Source organism: Variovorax atrisoli, assembly GCF_014195185.1.
GTDB lineage: Bacteria > Pseudomonadota > Gammaproteobacteria > Burkholderiales > Burkholderiaceae_C > Variovorax > Variovorax atrisoli.
On the sequence record NZ_JACIBG010000002.1, the window covers coordinates 393551 to 409305 of the forward strand.

Below are 15755 nucleotides of genomic sequence, written 5' to 3' on the forward strand. Positions count from 1 at the left end.
GCATGGTATTGCGCGGCTCGAATAGAATGCAAATTGTCGCCGAGTTACGGAACAACTTGCAGGGCGACAAACACAAGCGCAGCAGTGCGATTGTGCCGGGCCGAGAAATCGGCATCTGCTAAAGCGTTCGCCAGAGCTCCGCAGAGTTGGCAACGCGCCAAGTCAAATCAAGGAGTTTTGAACAAATGGCGAACGACTTCCTCTTCACGTCCGAATCCGTCTCCGAAGGCCATCCCGACAAGGTCGCCGACCAGATCTCGGACGCCATCCTCGACGCGATCTTCGAACAGGACCCCCGCAGCCGCGTGGCAGCCGAGACGCTGACCAACACCGGCCTCGTGGTGCTGGCGGGCGAAATCACCACCAACGCGCACGTCGACTACATCCAGGTCGCACGCGACACCATCAAGCGCATCGGCTACGACAACACCGAGTACGGCATCGACTACAAGGGCTGCGCCGTGATGGTCTGCTACGACAAGCAGTCCAACGACATCGCCCAGGGCGTCGACCACGCCAGCGACGACCACCTGAACACCGGCGCCGGCGACCAGGGCCTGATGTTCGGCTACGCCTGCGACGAAACGCCAGAGCTGATGCCCGCGCCCATCTACTACGCGCACCGGCTCGTCGAGCGCCAGGCCCAGCTGCGCAAGGACGGCCGACTGCCCTTCCTGCGCCCCGACGCCAAGAGCCAGGTCACGATGCGCTACGTGGACGGCAAGCCCCACAGCATCGACACCGTGGTGCTCTCCACCCAGCACAGCCCCGACCAGAGCGAGACGCCCACCAAGATGAAGGCCTCGTTCAACGAAGCCATCATCGAGGAGATCATCAAGCCCGTGCTGCCCAAGGAGTGGCTCAAGGACACGCGCTACCTGATCAACCCGACCGGCCGCTTCGTCATCGGCGGCCCGCAGGGCGACTGCGGCCTCACCGGCCGCAAGATCATCGTCGACACCTACGGCGGCGCCTGCCCGCACGGCGGCGGCGCGTTCTCGGGCAAGGACCCGTCGAAGGTCGACCGCTCGGCCGCCTACGCCGCACGCTACGTCGCCAAGAACATCGTGGCCGCCGGCCTGGCGCGCCAGTGCCAGATCCAGGTGGCATACGCCATCGGCGTGGCACAGCCGATGAACATCACGGTCTACACCGAAGGCACCGGCGTCATTCCCGACGAGAAGATCGCGGAACTGGTGCGCGAGCACTTCGACCTGCGCCCGAAGGGCATCATCCAGATGCTCGACCTGCTGCGCCCGATCTACCAGAAGACCGCCGCCTACGGCCACTTCGGCCGCGAGGAGCCCGAGTTCACCTGGGAAGCGACCACCCAGGCCGCCGCGCTGCGCGCAGCCGCCGGCCTCAAGTAAGCAAGAGAAAAGGATGGTGGGGCGTCAGAAGCGGTAGGCACCGCTCAGTCCCACCGTCCAGTTGCGGCCAGGCGCAGGCTCGTAATAGCGCGCATTGCCTTCGTTGACGATCACCGAGCCCACGTAGCGCCGGTCGAACAGGTTGTCGACGCGCGCAAAGGCGTTGAACTCCCAGCGCTCCCACTTCTTCAGATAGCCCGCATACACCGCCGCGACGGCATAGCCCGGCGCGCTCGCGGTGTTGGCGTCGTTGGCCTGGATGCGGCCGAGCGCGCGCATCTCGATGCCGGCGCGCCAGCCTTCGGGCGGCACCCAGCCCAGCGACGCGAAGAGCGACTGCCGCGCGATGCCCGGAATGCGGTTGCCCGCTGCAACGGTGTTGGCCGCCGCGCAGGGAGATGGCGAGCAGAAGGCGTCGCGGTAGGTGGCGTCCAGCCATGTGTAGGCGAGCTGCGTGCGCCAGTGGTTCGCGGTCTCGTGCTGCCAGCCAAGCTCGAAGCCGTTGCGCCGGGTGCGGCCGGCGTTCTGGAAGGTCGCGCGGCCGCCGACGTTGGTGTCGGTCACGATCTCGTCGCGCGTGCGGGTCTGGAACAACGCGGCCGTGAGCAGGCCGCCCGCGAGCCGCGCCTTGGCGCCGATCTCGATGCTGTCGTTCACCGATGGCCGCAGCGCGAAGTTGAGGCCGCTCGCGCCGTTGGCCCGGTACGAAAGCTCGTTCAGCGTCGGCGTCTCGAAGCCGCGGCCGATCGAGCCGTAGAGCGCGAGGTCCTGCGTCGCCTGATAGCGCAGCGAGGCCACTGGCAGGGTCTTGCTGTAGCGCGCGCTGCCGCTGTCGTCGCGATTCGTGCCGACGATGTAGCGGTCCTGCGAATCGAAGTGCACGCTGCTGCGGCGCACGCCGGCTTCGAGCGTCCAGCGATCGGTGAGCCGCCAGGTGGCCTGCGCGTAGGGATCGAGGTTCCAGGCCTCGTTGAGCTCGTTGCGCCGCAGCCGACCTTGCACGCCGAGCAGCGGCGCCGACACCGGCCCCAGGTAGTTCTCGTAGCCCCGGCGCTTCTCGCGCAGGCTGTCGTAGCCCAGGCCGGCCACGATGTCGAAGGGCCGGCCGGCCAGCGTGAGCGCGGCGTTCCAGCGCAGGTCGATGCCGCCGTACTGGCGCGAGAGGTCGATCACGCCGCCCGCGTGCAAGGGGTTCTGCTGCGCCGACGGCGGAATCGACTGGAACTGCACGGTCTTGCGCTGGCCGCCGTAGACCATGAGCCGCAGGCCCTGCGTGGCGTCGATGCGGTGTTCGTAGAGCAGGCCGGCCTGCGTCTGCTCGACCGTCTTGCGGGTGTCGTACTGCGTGGCCAGCGGCGCGTTGCGCGGGGCAAGGGCGTACTGGTCGGCGGTGAGGCCCAGCGGGTCCTGCGCGTCGATGCGCACGCTGTTGAACACCAGCGTCAGCCTGTCGCCGTTGTCCATCGCGATGCCGAACTTGCCGTTGGCGATGTCGCGCCTCGCGGCGCTGTGCTCGCGCCAGCCGTCGGTGTGGAAGCGGCTCGCGTCGAGCAGGTAGTCCACCGCGCCCTGGGAGCCGCTGAGCTGCAGCGACTGCCGCCAGGTGCCGAAGCTGCCGCCCGCGAGCGAATACGACAGGCGCGGCGGCCCCTCGCCCGAGGCGGTGAAGGCCTGCACCACGCCGCCGGAGGAGTTGCCGTAGAGCGCGGAGAACGGTCCGCGCAGCACCTCCACGCGGTCCAGCGAGCCGATGTCGATGTTGGAGGTCTGGCCCTGCCCGTCGGGCAGGGTCGCGGGGATGCCGTCGACATAGAGGCGCACGCCGCGCACGCCGAAGGTCGAGCGAGCACCGAAGCCGCGGATGGAAAGCTGCAGGTCCTGCGCGTAGTTCAGCCGGTTCTGTACCTGCAGCCCCGGTACCGCGCCGAGGCCTTCAGAGAGGTTCACCTGCAAGCGGCTGTCGCGCATCTCGTTGCCGTCGACGCGGTCGACCGAGCCGGGCACGTTGAATGGCGCGACCTCGCCGCGGGGCACGGTCACGGTGATCTCGCGCAGGCTCGCACCGGTGCTGCTGCCCGAGCCCAGGTCGGTCGGGGGCCGATCCTGCTGCGCCCGTGCGGCCGGCGGCGCAGCGATCAGGAGGAGAAAGCCGGCGGCGGTGAATGCGACGGGCGCGAGATTCTTCATCGCGCCGATTCTGCTTTGCCGCGCCGGCCGAGCGTGTCGCAGTGGCGCGACTCTCAGGGAAAACTAGGACTCGCCTGCCTTGTCTGACGGCCGCCTGCACCAGCCGTACCAGACGCACACCACGCACGGGACGCCCAGCGCTATCCAGGCCAGGATGTCGCCCAGGCCGCCATCGCTGAAGAGCGCCGAGATCAGTCCGAAGGTGGTGAGCACGCCCAGCACGACGGGCCAGCCCCACATGTGCCAGAAGCCATGGTGATGCTGCTGCTTCATGCCTGGCCCTTCAATGCTGCGGCCGGCTCGGGTTGCGCGACGCCGACGGGCTCGGGCGGCTGTCGCTCCTCATGCTCCTTCGCCTTCCTCGAGGCCGAAGGCACCGTGTTGCCCCGCTTGAGCCAGAGATACAGGCCGCTGCCCAGCACGATGATGGTCGCGATGTCGAGCAGCGCCCAGATGATCTGCATCGGCATGCCGCCGTAGTCGCCGAAGTGCAGCGGCTGCGACACCAGCAGCGCCCACAGGTACCAGGGCAGCTTGGGCGAGGCGGTCACTTCCGCCGTCTTGGCGTCGACCAGCACGGGCTGCAGCAGCTTGGACGTGAAGGGCTCGTTGCCGCGCAGGAAGAAGGTCGTGTGGTGCGGGCTGGAGAACGAGGTGCCCGGGAAGGCGATGAACGACAGCTTCATGCCCGGCGCACGCTCCATCGCGGCCTCCATCGAACGCTGCACCGAGGCGCGCTCGTTCACCGCCACGACGGGCTCGTCCTTGTAGGGCGCGAGCAGCGCGCTGAGCTGGTCGTACTGCCAGTACTTGATGACCAGGTCGGCCCACGTGTTGATCATGCCGGTGGCGCCCACCACGAACACCCACACCAGCGTGACGATGCCCAGCAGGTTGTGCAGGTCGAGCCACTTCAGGCGCGGACGCTTCTCGCGCCGCACGGTGCCGAACTCGAGCTTGCGCATGAAGGGCGAATAAAGCACCACGCCCGAGACGACGGCCACCAGCAGCAGCAGGCCCATGAAGCCGAGGAAGAGCTTGCCCGGCAGACCCGCGAAGAGGTCGACGTGCAGCTTGAACATCACGTACATGAAGCCTTCGTCGAACTTCGGCTGTGCGAGCACGGCGCCCGTGCGCGCATCGACCGCGACCGACTTGAAGTCGTCCGTGGGCGCCGGCGTGGGCGTGAGGGTGACGAACCACAGGCCGTCGTCGTCCTCGGGCTGCGAGGCGAACTGCACCACGCGGTCGGGGTGCCTGGCCTTCGCGACTTCGAGCACGCGGTCGAGGCTGATGTGCGGCGTGCCCGCGGGCATCTTCGGCGCCTCGACCTCGGTGCCCAGCAGGTGGCCGATCTCGTGATGGAAGATCAGCGGCAGGCCGGTGAGGCACAGCAGCAGCATGAACACCGTGCAAACGAGGCTGCTCCACTTGTGCACCCAGGCCCAGGTCTTGATCTTTCGGCTGTTCATGTCGTGGCTGCTCTATCGAGGGAAGGTTTCTAGAAGCGGTAGGTCGCGCTGGCGACGATGTTGCGGCGCGCGCCGTACCAGCAGTCGCCACGCGCGAGGCAGGTGCTGAAGTAGGTCTTGTCGGTCGCGTTGTTGATGTTCAGGGCGTAGCGCCACTTGGCCGACTCGTAGGCGAGCATCAGGTCGAGCAGTGCGACCGACGGCACGTAGGGCCCCGCACCCGCGCCGTCCACGTCGCGGAAGCCGCTCATGTAGCGTACGCCGGCGCCGGCGGAGAAGCCCGGCACGCCCGCGATCGAGAAGCGGTACTTGCCCCACACCGAGACCTGGTTGCGCGGCGTGTCGATGAGCTTGTGGTCGACGTCGATGTAGGTGTAGTTGGCGATGAGGTCGAAGTCGCGCGCCAGGGTGGTCTTGAGCTCGAGTTCGACGCCCTTGTTCTTCGTCGCGTCGACCTGGCGGCCGTAGTTCGGGTTGGTGCTGTCGGAGACGATGCGGTTCTTCTCCTTGAGCGAGAAGGCCGAGGCGGTGAAGCTCGTCGGCGAGCCCTGCGGCTGGTACTTGACGCCGGCCTCGACCTGTTCGCCGCGCAGCGGCTTGAACAGCCTGCCGTTCAGATCGGTGCCGCCCTGCGGAGTGAAGGATTCCGTGTAGCTGAGATATGGCGACCAGCCGGAGGGCAGCATGTACATCGCGCCGAGGCGGCGCGACGTGGCGCTCGTGGTCTCCGAGGCACTGCCCGCCGTGCCGGCGGTGCTGCGGTCATGGCGCAGACCGGCCACGAAGATCCAGTTGTTCCACTTCATCTGGTCCTGCACGTAGATGCCGGCGTTGCGCTGCGTGGTGCGGGGCTTGCGCATCAGTTCGGTGACCGGCACGTAGCCGATGCCGTAGACCGGCGCATAGGCGTCGATGGCGCTGTAGGCGGAGCCTTCGGTCTTGTCCTGGCGCTGGCGGGAGTACTCCGCGCCCACGAGCAGCGTGTGGCGCACCGAGCCCGTATCGAAGTGGCCTTCGACGTGGTTGTCGATGCCGGTCATGCTGGTCCAGGCCAGCGACTTTCCGTTGTAGCGGCCCAGCAGGCGCTGGCCCAGCGGATCCAGCGACCAGCCGCCGGGCTCGGAGAAGGAATCTGCGTAGTGGTAGTGCGAGTCGTTGAAGGTGCGCGACGCGCGGAAGTTCTGCCGGAAGGTCCAGCGGTCGTCGAACTTGTGCTCGAACAGCCAGCCGAAGGTCTTGCGCTCGGTGTCGTAGCCGTCGCCGGGCTCGCCGATGAAGCGGCTCGAAGGCAGCGGGCCGTTGATGTTCGGCAGGATCGTGCCCTTCCAGGGGAAGAACTGCGAGGTGCTGCCGGTCTTGTCCTTCTGCCACAGGGCCTGCAGCGTCAGCGAGGTCGCGGCGCTCGGGCGCCATGTGAGCGACGGCATGACGAGCGAGCGGTCGTCCGGCACATAGTCGACTTGCGTATCCGACTTGCGGTGCAGCGCGATGAGCCGGTAGGACCAGTCGCCATCCGCCGTCAGCGCACCGGTCAGGTCGGCCTGCACCTGCTTGCGGCCGAAGGAGCCGAGCTGCACCCCCACTTCGCGGTAGGTCTCCTGCTGGGGCCGCTTGCTGACCATGTTGACCACGCCACCCGCATTGCCCGCTCCGAAGAGCATGCCAGCGGGCCCGCGCAGCACTTCCAGGCGCTCCAGGGTGTAGGGGTCGGGCCGTGCGGTCGAGGTGTACCAGCCGGAGGAATAGGTCTGCAGTCCGTCGAGGTAGATGGTCGCGTCGCTGCCGCGGACCAGGAAGCTGTCGGAGCGCGAATCGATGCCGTAGGCGTCCGAACGCACGCCGGCGGCGTAGGTGAGCGCATCCTGCAGGTTGGTCGCGCCCTGGTCGACCATCTGGTCCCGGGTCACCACGGTGACGGACTGCGGCGTTTCCGCGAGCGGCGTGTCGGTCTTGGTGGCGGTGACGGCATTCTTCGCGCGGTAGCCGATCACCGGCGTGGTCGCCGTCTCGGCCCCGGCATCGACCCGCACTTCAGGCAGCGAGGCCTCGTTAGTCGCCTGGGCCAGCGCCTGGTGTTGTGTATAGACAGCCAGGCATCCCGCCAGCACCGATGCGACCTTGCGCCGCGCCACCAACCTCTTCATTCCCGCTCTACTCCTCTATAAATTAATAAGAACGATTCGCATTTTAGGCGTGACATATTTCCGCTTCGCAGAATCACCGCCCTGAGCGAAGGGCGTTGCGTTGCGAAATTGCGTCTTCTGCGCGAAGGCGAAGCGGCTACCATGCCGCCCGCACGCTTCCCGTGCGTTGGCAGCCTTCATGCTCAAGCTCATCGCCCTTCTGTTTCCCGCATTGCGCGGTCCGGCTCTGCGGCTGATGGCGCTCGTGGCGGCCGCCGCGCTCACCGGCTGCGCCGGCCTGCCGCCGCGCACGCCCGAGGCGCCCACGCTGGCCATACCGGCCTCGCCTTCCACCGAACTGGGCCGCGCGGCCCTCAGCCTCAACAACCCGCCCGACGGCCTGAACAGCATGCGGCCGCTGATCGAGGCCTCCTTCGCACTCGACGCGCGGCTGGAGCTGATGCGGCGCGCCAGGTCGTCGCTAGACATCCAGACCTACCAGCTCGGCAACGACAAGACCGGCCGCCTGCTGCTGCGCGAGATGCGCAACGCCGCGCGCCGCGGCGTGCGCGTGCGGCTGCTGCTCGACGACTTCTACACGGCCGGCATGGACCGCCTGCTGCTCGGCCTGGCCGCCGAGCCCAACGCCGAGGTGCGGCTCTTCAACCCCTTCGTGAACGCCCGCGACCACTCCTCCGGGCGCTGGCTGGAGTTCTTCTCCGACTTCCGCCGGCTCAACCACCGCATGCACAACAAGCTGTTCGTGGCCGACGGCGCCATGGCCATCGCGGGCGGACGCAACCTTGCCGACGAGTACTTCCTGCGCAGCGACAGCGCGAATTTCATCGATTTCGAGCTGCTCCTTGCGGGCCCCGTGGTGCCCGAATCGGCCGCCATCTTCGACACCTACTGGAACAGCGACGTGGTCTATCCCCTGCAGCGGGTGGCCGGCACCAGCCGCACGCCGCAGGCGCTGAAGGAAGATTTCGAGGAAGCCACCTCCCCCGCCCACGCCCCGGCACCAGACCCGCTGCCCGTCTCAGACGTGCTCGGCGACCCGCCGCTGGGCGTGCAGCTCGCCGACATCGACGAGGCGAAGTGGATGCGCGCAGAAGCGCACGCCTCCGCCGACAGCCCCAACAAGGCGCTGGGCGTGATGGCCCAACCCGTCGAGCCGCTGGCGCAGCGCTTCCACGAGACGCTGGCCACGGCCCGTTCGAGCGTGGTGGTGATCTCGCCCTACTTCATTCCTGGCGACGAGGGCATGGAGCGCATCCGCATGGGCCGCGAGCTCGGCGTGAGCATCACCGTCATCACCAACTCGCTGGCCGACAGCGACGAGCCGCTGGTCAACATCAACTACAACCGCTACCGCGTCGACATGCTCAAGCTGGGCGTGAACCTGTACGAGGTGAGCACGCAGCAGCTCAAGCGCAGCGACCAGTTCCGCACGCTGCTCAAGAAGGCGCGCGGGCGCCTGCACGCCAAGCTGGCGCTGGTCGACAGGCAGTGGGTGCTGCTCGGCTCCATGAATCTCGACCCGCGCTCCGCCCGGCTGAACACCGAGTTCGGCGTGCGCGTACGCAGCTTCGACCTGACGCAGGCGCTGCTCTATGCCTACCAGCTCGACGACATCGAGGGCGTCTACCGCGTCACGCTCAAGCCCGACGGCCAGAACGTGCAGTGGGTCGGCACCGGCGACGTCAACAACGAGGTGCTCGACAGCGAACCCGACTCGAGCATGCTGACGCGGCTGCAGCTGCTGCTGTTCTCCTGGTTCGTGCCGACCGACCAGCTCTAGACCCGCTGCGGATCGGCTGCGGATCAGCCGTCCTTGCGGCCCTGCCCCTGCGCCGCGGCGCCTTCGCCGTGCAGGCCGATGATCAGCGAGCGCAGCCAGGCGATCGCCGGGTCCTTGTGGAAGCGGCCGTGCCAGAACAGGTTGATCTCGATCTCCGGCAGCTTCGCCGGGTGTCGCACGTAGGAGAGCCCGAAGGGCCCCGCCAGGGCCTGCGCGAGCTTCTCCGGCACCGTCGCGACGAGGTCCGAGTCGTGCAGGATGTGGCCCACGGCCACGTAGTGCGGCACGGTGAGCACCACCTTGCGCGTGATCTTCTTGCGGTCGAGGAACTCGTCGGCGTTGCCGTGGCCCGTGCCCGCCGACACCACCACGACGTGGTCGGCTGCGGAGAAGTCGTCGAGCGACACCTTCTTGCGGCCGTCCAGCGGATGGCCCCGCCGGAACATGCACACGTAGTGCTGCCTGAAGAGCCTGCGCTGGAAGTAGCCCGCCTTCAGCTGCGGCAGCAGGCCGATCGCGAGGTTGACGTGGCCCGCCTCCATCTCGTCCTGCAGGTTGACCGCGGTGTTGCGCACGGTGCTCAGCGAGACATTGGGCGCGACCCTCGCGATCTCCTTCATCAGCCTGGGCAGGAAGTAGATCTCGCCGATGTCCGTCATGCCGACGGTGAAGGCGCGCTTCGAGGTGGCCGGATCGAACGAGGCCTTCCGGTTCATCGCGGCATGGATGACCTGCAGCGCGCGCGCCGTCGGCTCGGCGAGCTGCTGCGCATACGGCGTGGGCTCCATGCCGCCGGGCGTGCGCAGGAAGAGCGGATCGTCGGTGAGCTTGCGCAGCCGCGCGAGCGCATTGCTCACGCCCGGCTGCGAGAGGCCGAGGCTGGCCGCCACTTTCGAGACCCTGCGATCGACGAGCAGCTGCTGGAAGACGACCAGGAGGTTGAGATCGATGTCCTTCAGCTCCATCGGCGGCGTCTCACATTCTTGAAATCAATATGAACTATTGACAACATTCTATTGAGCGATGAAGGCCGAGTGGGGATCATCGATGCACCCACGAGAGACAAACGCCGCCCTCCCCCGGGACGGCCAAGGAGACACAGGAATGGACGACACCGCATCGGCGGTCTTCCCGCAGAAGATCCACTGGGAAAGCCAGGGCACCAGCCGCATCCCCTTCATGGCCTACACCGAGGCCGACCTGCACCGCCAGGAGCTGGAGCGCTTCTTCTACCGAAACCACTGGAGCTACGTCGGCCTGGAGGCCGAGATTCCGGCGGTCGGCGACTTCAAGCGCACGGTGGTGGGCGAGCGCTCGGTGATCATGGTGCGCGATGCCGAAGACTCCATCAGCGTGGTGGAGAACGTCTGCGCCCATCGCGGCATGCAGTTCTGCCGCGAGCGGCACGGCAACCGCAAGGACGGCGGCTTCACCTGCCCCTATCACCAGTGGAACTACACGCTAGCGGGCGACCTGCAGGGCGTGCCCTTCCGCCGCGGCGTGAAGCAGGACGGCAAGGTCAACGGCGGCATGCCGGCAGACTTCAAGCCCGCCGAGCACGGACTCAACAAGCTCAAGGTGGCGCGGCGCGGCGGCGTGGTCTTCGCCTCCTTCGACCCCGAGGTCGAATCGCTCGAGGACTTCATGGGGCCCGAGATCCTGGGCTACTTCGACCGGCTCTTCAACGGCCGCAAGCTCACCATCCTCGGCTACAACCGCCAGCGCATTCCGGGCAACTGGAAGCTCATGCAGGAAAACATCAAGGACCCGTACCACCCCGGCCTGCTGCACACCTGGTTCGTGACCTTCGGCCTCTGGCGCGCGGACAACAAGTCGGAACTGAAGATGGACCGGCACCACCGCCACGCGGCCATGATCTCCACGCGCGGCGCGAGCGGCAAGGCCGAGCAGGTGACGCAGGTTTCGAGCTTCAAGGAAAGCATGAAGCTCAACGACGACCGCTTCCTCGACATCGTGCCCGAGCCATGGTGGGGCGGCCCGACGGCGGTGATGATGACGCTCTTTCCGAGCGTGATCCTGCAGCAGCAGGTCAACAGCGTCTCGACGCGGCACATCCAGCCCAGCGGGCCCGGAGCCTTCGACTTCGTGTGGACGCACTTCGGCTTCGAGGACGACACCGAGGAGATGACGCGGCGCCGCCTGCGCCAGGCCAATCTCTTCGGCCCCGCGGGCTTCGTGTCGGCCGACGACGGCGAGGTGATCGAGCTCTCGCAGAAGGGCTTCGAGCAGAAGCCCTTCCACCGCACGCTGGCCGAGCTCGGCGGCCGCGAGGTCGGCGACACGGACCACATGGTCACCGAGACGCTGATCCGGGGCATGTACGAGTACTGGCGCAAGGTGATGGAGGCTTGAGCGATGGACTTCCAGGAATACTTCGAGCTCTCCCAGCTCTATGCCCGCTACGCCCAGGCCGTGAGTTCCAGCCAGTGGGAGCTGTGGCCCGAGTTCTTCACCGAAGACTGCAGCTATCGGCTGCAGCCGCGCGAGAACCACGACCGCGGCTTCCCGCTCGCGACGCTCTCCTTCGAGAGCAAGGGCATGCTGAAGGACCGTGTCTACGGCATCCGCGAGACCCTCTTCCACGACCCGTACTACCAGCGCCACGTGGTGGGCGCGCCGGTGGTGCTGAAGGCCGAGCCGGGGCGCATCGAGTCGGAGGCCAACTACGCGGTCTTCCGCACCAAGCTTTCGGAGCTCTCGAGCGTCTTCAGCGTGGGCCGCTACATCGACGTGGTGGTGCGCACCGAAGAGGGCCTGAAGTTCGCCTCGCGCCAGGTCATCTACGACAGCGAAATGATCCCGAACTCCGTCATCTACCCGATCTGAGGACTGCCATGAGTGATCTGCAATGGACCGATGCCGCCGCACTCGGCGACGTGCCCGCGGACGACGTGATCGGCGTCCTCGTGGCCGGCCGCGACGTCGCGCTCTACAGCGTCGAGGGCGAGGTCTACGCCACCGACAACCTCTGCACGCATGGCCACGCCCGCCTGTGCGAAGGCTTTCTCGAAGGCCACGAGATCGAGTGCCCGCTGCACCAGGGCAAGTTCGACGTGCGCAACGGCGCGCCCACCTGCGCGCCGGTGACGGAGGCGATCCGCTCCTATCCCGTGAAGATCGAGGGCGGGCGGGTCTTTCTCTCGCTGGATTGACCCCTGCTGAAGCAAGCGATGAGCGCGGATGAGAAGACGATCGCGATCGTCGGCGCCGGCCAGGCCGGCGGATGGGCGGCGCAGACACTGCGCAGCGAAGGCTTCGGCGGCAGGATCGTGCTGATCGGCGACGAGGCGCATCGCCCCTACGAGCGCCCGCCGCTGTCGAAATCCGTGCTCGCCGGAGAAGCCCTGCCGGAGACGACCCGGCTCCAGAAGCCCGAAGCCTTCGACGCACTGGAGCTGGACTGGCGCCCGCTCGCGAGCGCGACGCGCATCGACCGGGCGGCGAAGCAGCTGCACCTGCGCGGCGGCAACGTCGTCGGATACGACAAGCTGATCCTGTGCACCGGCGGCCGCGCGCGGCGGCTGGGCATTCCCGGGGCCGAGCAGCCGGGCGTCTTCACGCTGCGCAACCTGGACGACGCCGCGGCCCTGGGCGCCGCACTCGTGCCGGGCAGGCGGCTGCTGGTCGTCGGCGGAGGATGGATCGGGCTCGAAGTGGCCGCGACCGCCCGCAGGAAGGGGCTCGACGTCACCGTGGTGGAAGCGATGCAGCGGCTTTGCGAGCGCACAGTGCCGCCGGAAATTTCCGCCTACCTGCTGCGGCTTCATGCCTCGAACGGTGTCCGCGTCGAGCTGGGCATGGGCATCGAGCGCCTGGCGCAGACGCAAGGCGGCGCCGGGCTGATCGCCACGCTCCTCGACGGGCGCACGCTGGCCTGCGACGCGGTGCTGGCCGGCATCGGCCTCGTCCCCAACGACGAGCTCGCGCGCGAGGCGGGCTTGCAGTGCGAGGGCGGCGTGGTGGTCGACCCGCAATGCCTCACCTCCGACCCCGACATCCTCGCCGCCGGGGATGTCGCTGTCTGGCACTGCGAACGCGCCGGGCGCCGGATGCGGCTGGAATCGTGGCAGAACGCGCAGGAGCAAGGCATCGCGGCCGCGCGCTCCGCGCTGGGCATCGCGGTGAATCACCAGCCGCTGCCGTGGTTCTGGTCGGACCAGTACGGCATCAACCTCCAGATATTCGGCATGCCCGCACCGGAGCATCTGGCCGTGGTGCGCGGCGACATGCAGGGCGGCAGCTTCGTCGTGTTCTTCCAGGACGCCGGCAAGGTCGTCGCGGCGCTGGGCCCGAACGCGGCGCGCGATCTGCGATTCGCCCGGCGGCTGATCGAGCGCGGGACGCCCGTGGATGCGGGCCAGCTGGCCGATCTGCAGGTGCCGCTGTCCAAGCTTTGAGCAGCACGGACGGGAGCGATTTCTCCATTCCTCCATTTTTACCCTGGTAAAAATGGAGGGGTCGTAGCGTCCCTGGTTCTTACGGACGGCGGCAAACCGCCTTCCGCCATTTTCCCTTCCTTGAAACGTCATCGATTGCCCTTATGATTAGCACTCGCTGCTGATGAGTGCTAACAACGGCCTCGCTTCCAGTCGATGGGCTGCCGGTCCCCGGTCCGGCACCCGACCACAAACCCGTTTCTTATCCATACATCCAGGAGATGCAATGAAACTTCGTCCTTTGGCCGATCGCGTGATCGTCAAGCGTGTTGACAGCGAAACCAAGACCGCATCGGGCATCGTGATCCCCGACGCAGCCGCCGAGAAGCCCGATCAGGGTGAAGTCCTGGCCGTGGGCCCGGGCAAGCGCAACGACAAGGGCGAACTGGCCGCTCTGACCGTGAAGGTCGGCGACCGCGTCCTGTTCGGCAAGTACAGCGGCCAGACCGTCAAGGTCGGCGGCGACGAGCTGCTCGTCATGAAGGAAGACGACCTGTTCGCGGTCGTCGAGAAGTAATTCAACAGATCCCCATTCGGAGTAATAGAACATGGCAGCAAAAGACGTAGTCTTCGGCGGCGAAGCCCGCGCACGCATGGTCGAGGGTGTGAACATCCTCGCCAACGCAGTCAAGGTGACCCTGGGCCCCAAGGGCCGCAACGTGGTGCTCGAGCGCTCGTTCGGCGCCCCCACCGTCACGAAGGACGGCGTGTCGGTCGCCAAGGAAATCGAACTGAAGGACAAGCTCCAGAACATGGGCGCCCAGCTCGTGAAGGAAGTGGCCTCCAAGACCAGCGACAACGCCGGTGACGGCACCACCACCGCGACCGTGCTGGCTCAAGCCATCGTTCGCGAAGGCTTCAAGTACGTGGCCGCCGGCATCAACCCGATGGACCTGAAGCGCGGCATCGACAAGGCAGTGGCTGCCCTGGTCGAAGAGCTGAAGAAGGCTTCGAAGCCCACCACCACGTCGAAGGAAATCGCCCAGGTCGGCTCGATCTCGGCCAACAGCGACGAAACCATCGGCAAGATCATCGCCGACGCGATGGACAAGGTCGGCAAGGAAGGCGTGATCACCGTGGAAGACGGCAAGTCGCTGGACAGCGAACTGGACGTCGTCGAAGGCATGCAGTTCGACCGCGGCTACCTGTCGCCCTACTTCATCAACAACCCCGAGAAGCAATCGGCGATCCTGGACAACCCGTTCGTCCTGCTGTTCGACAAGAAGATCAGCAACATCCGCGACCTGCTGCCCACGCTGGAGCAAGTTGCCAAGGCCGGCCGTCCGCTGCTGATCATCGCTGAAGAAGTCGAAGGCGAAGCCCTGGCTACGCTGGTGGTGAACACCATCCGCGGCATCCTGAAGGTCGTGGCCGTCAAGGCTCCTGGCTTCGGCGACCGCCGCAAGGCCATGCTGGAAGACATCGCCATCCTGACGGGCGGCAAGGTCATCGCCGAAGAAGTGGGCCTGACCCTCGAGAAGGTGACCCTGGCCGACCTGGGCCAGGCCAAGCGCATCGAAGTGGGCAAGGAAAACACGATCATCATCGACGGCTCGGGCGCTGCTCCGGACATCGAAGCCCGCGTGAAGCAGATCCGCGTGCAGATCGAGGAAGCCACCAGCGACTATGACCGTGAGAAGCTGCAAGAGCGCGTGGCCAAGCTGGCCGGCGGTGTTGCCGTGATCAAGGTCGGCGCTGCCACCGAAGTCGAAATGAAGGAAAAGAAGGCTCGCGTCGAAGACGCCCTGCACGCCACCCGCGCTGCAGTGGAAGAAGGCGTGGTTGCCGGCGGCGGCGTGGCTCTGCTGCGTGCCAAGCAAGCCGTGGGCGACAAGGTCAAGGGCGACAACGCCGACCAGGACGCCGGCATCAAGCTGGTGCTGAAGGCGATCGAAGCTCCCCTGCGCGAAATCGTGAACAACGCCGGCGGCGAAGCCTCGGTGGTGGTGAACGCGGTTCTGGCCGGCAAGGGCAACTACGGCTTCAATGCCGCCAACGACACGTACGGCGACATGCTCGAGCTGGGCATCCTGGACCCGACGAAGGTCACCCGCACCGCACTGCAGAACGCCGCTTCGGTGTCCTCGCTGCTGCTGACGACCGAAGCCATGGTGGCTGACGCTCCGAAGGACGACGCTCCTGCGGCCGGCGGCATGCCCGACATGGGCGGCATGGGTGGCATGGGCGGCATGGGCATGTAATTGCTCGCCCCCAGGCTGCGCGGCACTTCGTGTCCGCTACGCCTACCCCCTACCGGGGGCGACACCTGCGGACCGGCCAAGCCGGATCCGCGGTGTCCCGCGAAATGAAAAAAGCCCGTCTCCGACGGGCTTTTTTCATGGTCG

Annotated in this window: 13 protein-coding genes; 8 read left to right on the forward strand and 5 right to left on the reverse strand. The window is 66.9% G+C overall.

Annotation, left to right across the window (positions count from 1 at the left end; all coding sequences use genetic code 11):
- Positions 1-185 precede the first annotated feature (185 nt).
- Positions 186-1370 (forward strand): methionine adenosyltransferase, encoded by a 1185-nt coding sequence (gene metK / locus FHY06_RS08805; RefSeq protein ID WP_019654448.1) that lies wholly within the window; start codon positions 186-188, stop codon positions 1368-1370.
- Between the two features lie 24 nt (positions 1371-1394).
- Here metK and FHY06_RS08810 read toward each other — a convergent pair whose 3' ends face one another.
- The 4 genes from FHY06_RS08810 to FHY06_RS08825 all read right to left on the reverse strand — a co-directional run bounded on the left by FHY06_RS08810 (position 1395) and on the right by FHY06_RS08825 (position 7173).
- A complete protein-coding gene (locus FHY06_RS08810) occupies positions 1395-3557 on the reverse strand; it encodes a TonB-dependent receptor domain-containing protein (RefSeq protein WP_184604509.1) in 2163 nt (720 codons plus the stop codon).
- A 63-nt stretch (positions 3558-3620) separates the two neighbouring features.
- On the reverse strand, positions 3621-3830 hold the full coding sequence (locus FHY06_RS08815) for a hypothetical protein (protein WP_019654450.1): 210 nt from the start codon (positions 3828-3830) through the stop codon (positions 3621-3623).
- On the reverse strand, positions 3827-5029 hold the full coding sequence (locus FHY06_RS08820) for a PepSY-associated TM helix domain-containing protein (RefSeq protein ID WP_132752337.1): 1203 nt from the start codon (positions 5027-5029) through the stop codon (positions 3827-3829). The genes FHY06_RS08815 and FHY06_RS08820 overlap by 4 nt, the downstream gene beginning before the upstream one ends.
- 29 nt (positions 5030-5058) lie before the next feature.
- Entirely contained in the window at positions 5059-7173 is a 2115-nt protein-coding gene (locus FHY06_RS08825; protein ID WP_184604511.1) for a TonB-dependent siderophore receptor, read from the reverse strand.
- Between the two features lie 178 nt (positions 7174-7351).
- On the opposite strand from FHY06_RS08825, the gene FHY06_RS08830 reads away from it, so the two are divergent.
- On the forward strand, positions 7352-8953 hold the full coding sequence (locus FHY06_RS08830) for a phospholipase D family protein (protein ID WP_184604513.1): 1602 nt from the start codon (positions 7352-7354) through the stop codon (positions 8951-8953).
- Positions 8954-8976: 23 nt separating this feature from the next.
- Here FHY06_RS08830 and FHY06_RS08835 read toward each other — a convergent pair whose 3' ends face one another.
- The gene (locus tag FHY06_RS08835; protein WP_126182655.1) at positions 8977-9918 is read right to left on the reverse strand and encodes a LysR family transcriptional regulator; all 942 of its coding nucleotides are present in this window, start codon (positions 9916-9918) and stop codon (positions 8977-8979) included.
- Between the two features lie 139 nt (positions 9919-10057).
- On the opposite strand from FHY06_RS08835, the gene FHY06_RS08840 reads away from it, so the two are divergent.
- The 6 genes from FHY06_RS08840 to groL all read left to right on the forward strand — a co-directional run bounded on the left by FHY06_RS08840 (position 10058) and on the right by groL (position 15611).
- Positions 10058-11326 (forward strand): aromatic ring-hydroxylating dioxygenase subunit alpha, encoded by a 1269-nt coding sequence (locus FHY06_RS08840; protein WP_132752333.1) that lies wholly within the window; start codon positions 10058-10060, stop codon positions 11324-11326.
- Between the two features lie 3 nt (positions 11327-11329).
- Positions 11330-11800: an aromatic-ring-hydroxylating dioxygenase subunit beta gene (locus FHY06_RS08845; RefSeq protein WP_019654456.1), complete on the forward strand. Its 471-nt coding sequence runs from the start codon at positions 11330-11332 to the stop codon at positions 11798-11800.
- Between the two features lie 8 nt (positions 11801-11808).
- Positions 11809-12126 (forward strand): non-heme iron oxygenase ferredoxin subunit, encoded by a 318-nt coding sequence (locus FHY06_RS08850; RefSeq protein ID WP_019654457.1) that lies wholly within the window; start codon positions 11809-11811, stop codon positions 12124-12126.
- Positions 12127-12144: 18 nt separating this feature from the next.
- Complete coding sequence (locus FHY06_RS08855) at positions 12145-13371, forward strand: NAD(P)/FAD-dependent oxidoreductase (RefSeq protein ID WP_184604515.1); 1227 nt, start codon at positions 12145-12147, stop codon at positions 13369-13371.
- A gap of 265 nt (positions 13372-13636) precedes the next feature.
- A complete protein-coding gene (locus FHY06_RS08860; protein ID WP_007835162.1) occupies positions 13637-13927 on the forward strand; it encodes a co-chaperone GroES in 291 nt (96 codons plus the stop codon).
- Positions 13928-13958: 31 nt separating this feature from the next.
- Complete coding sequence (groL, locus tag FHY06_RS08865; protein ID WP_019654459.1) at positions 13959-15611, forward strand: chaperonin GroEL; 1653 nt, start codon at positions 13959-13961, stop codon at positions 15609-15611.
- The last annotated feature ends 144 nt before the right edge of the window (positions 15612-15755 follow it).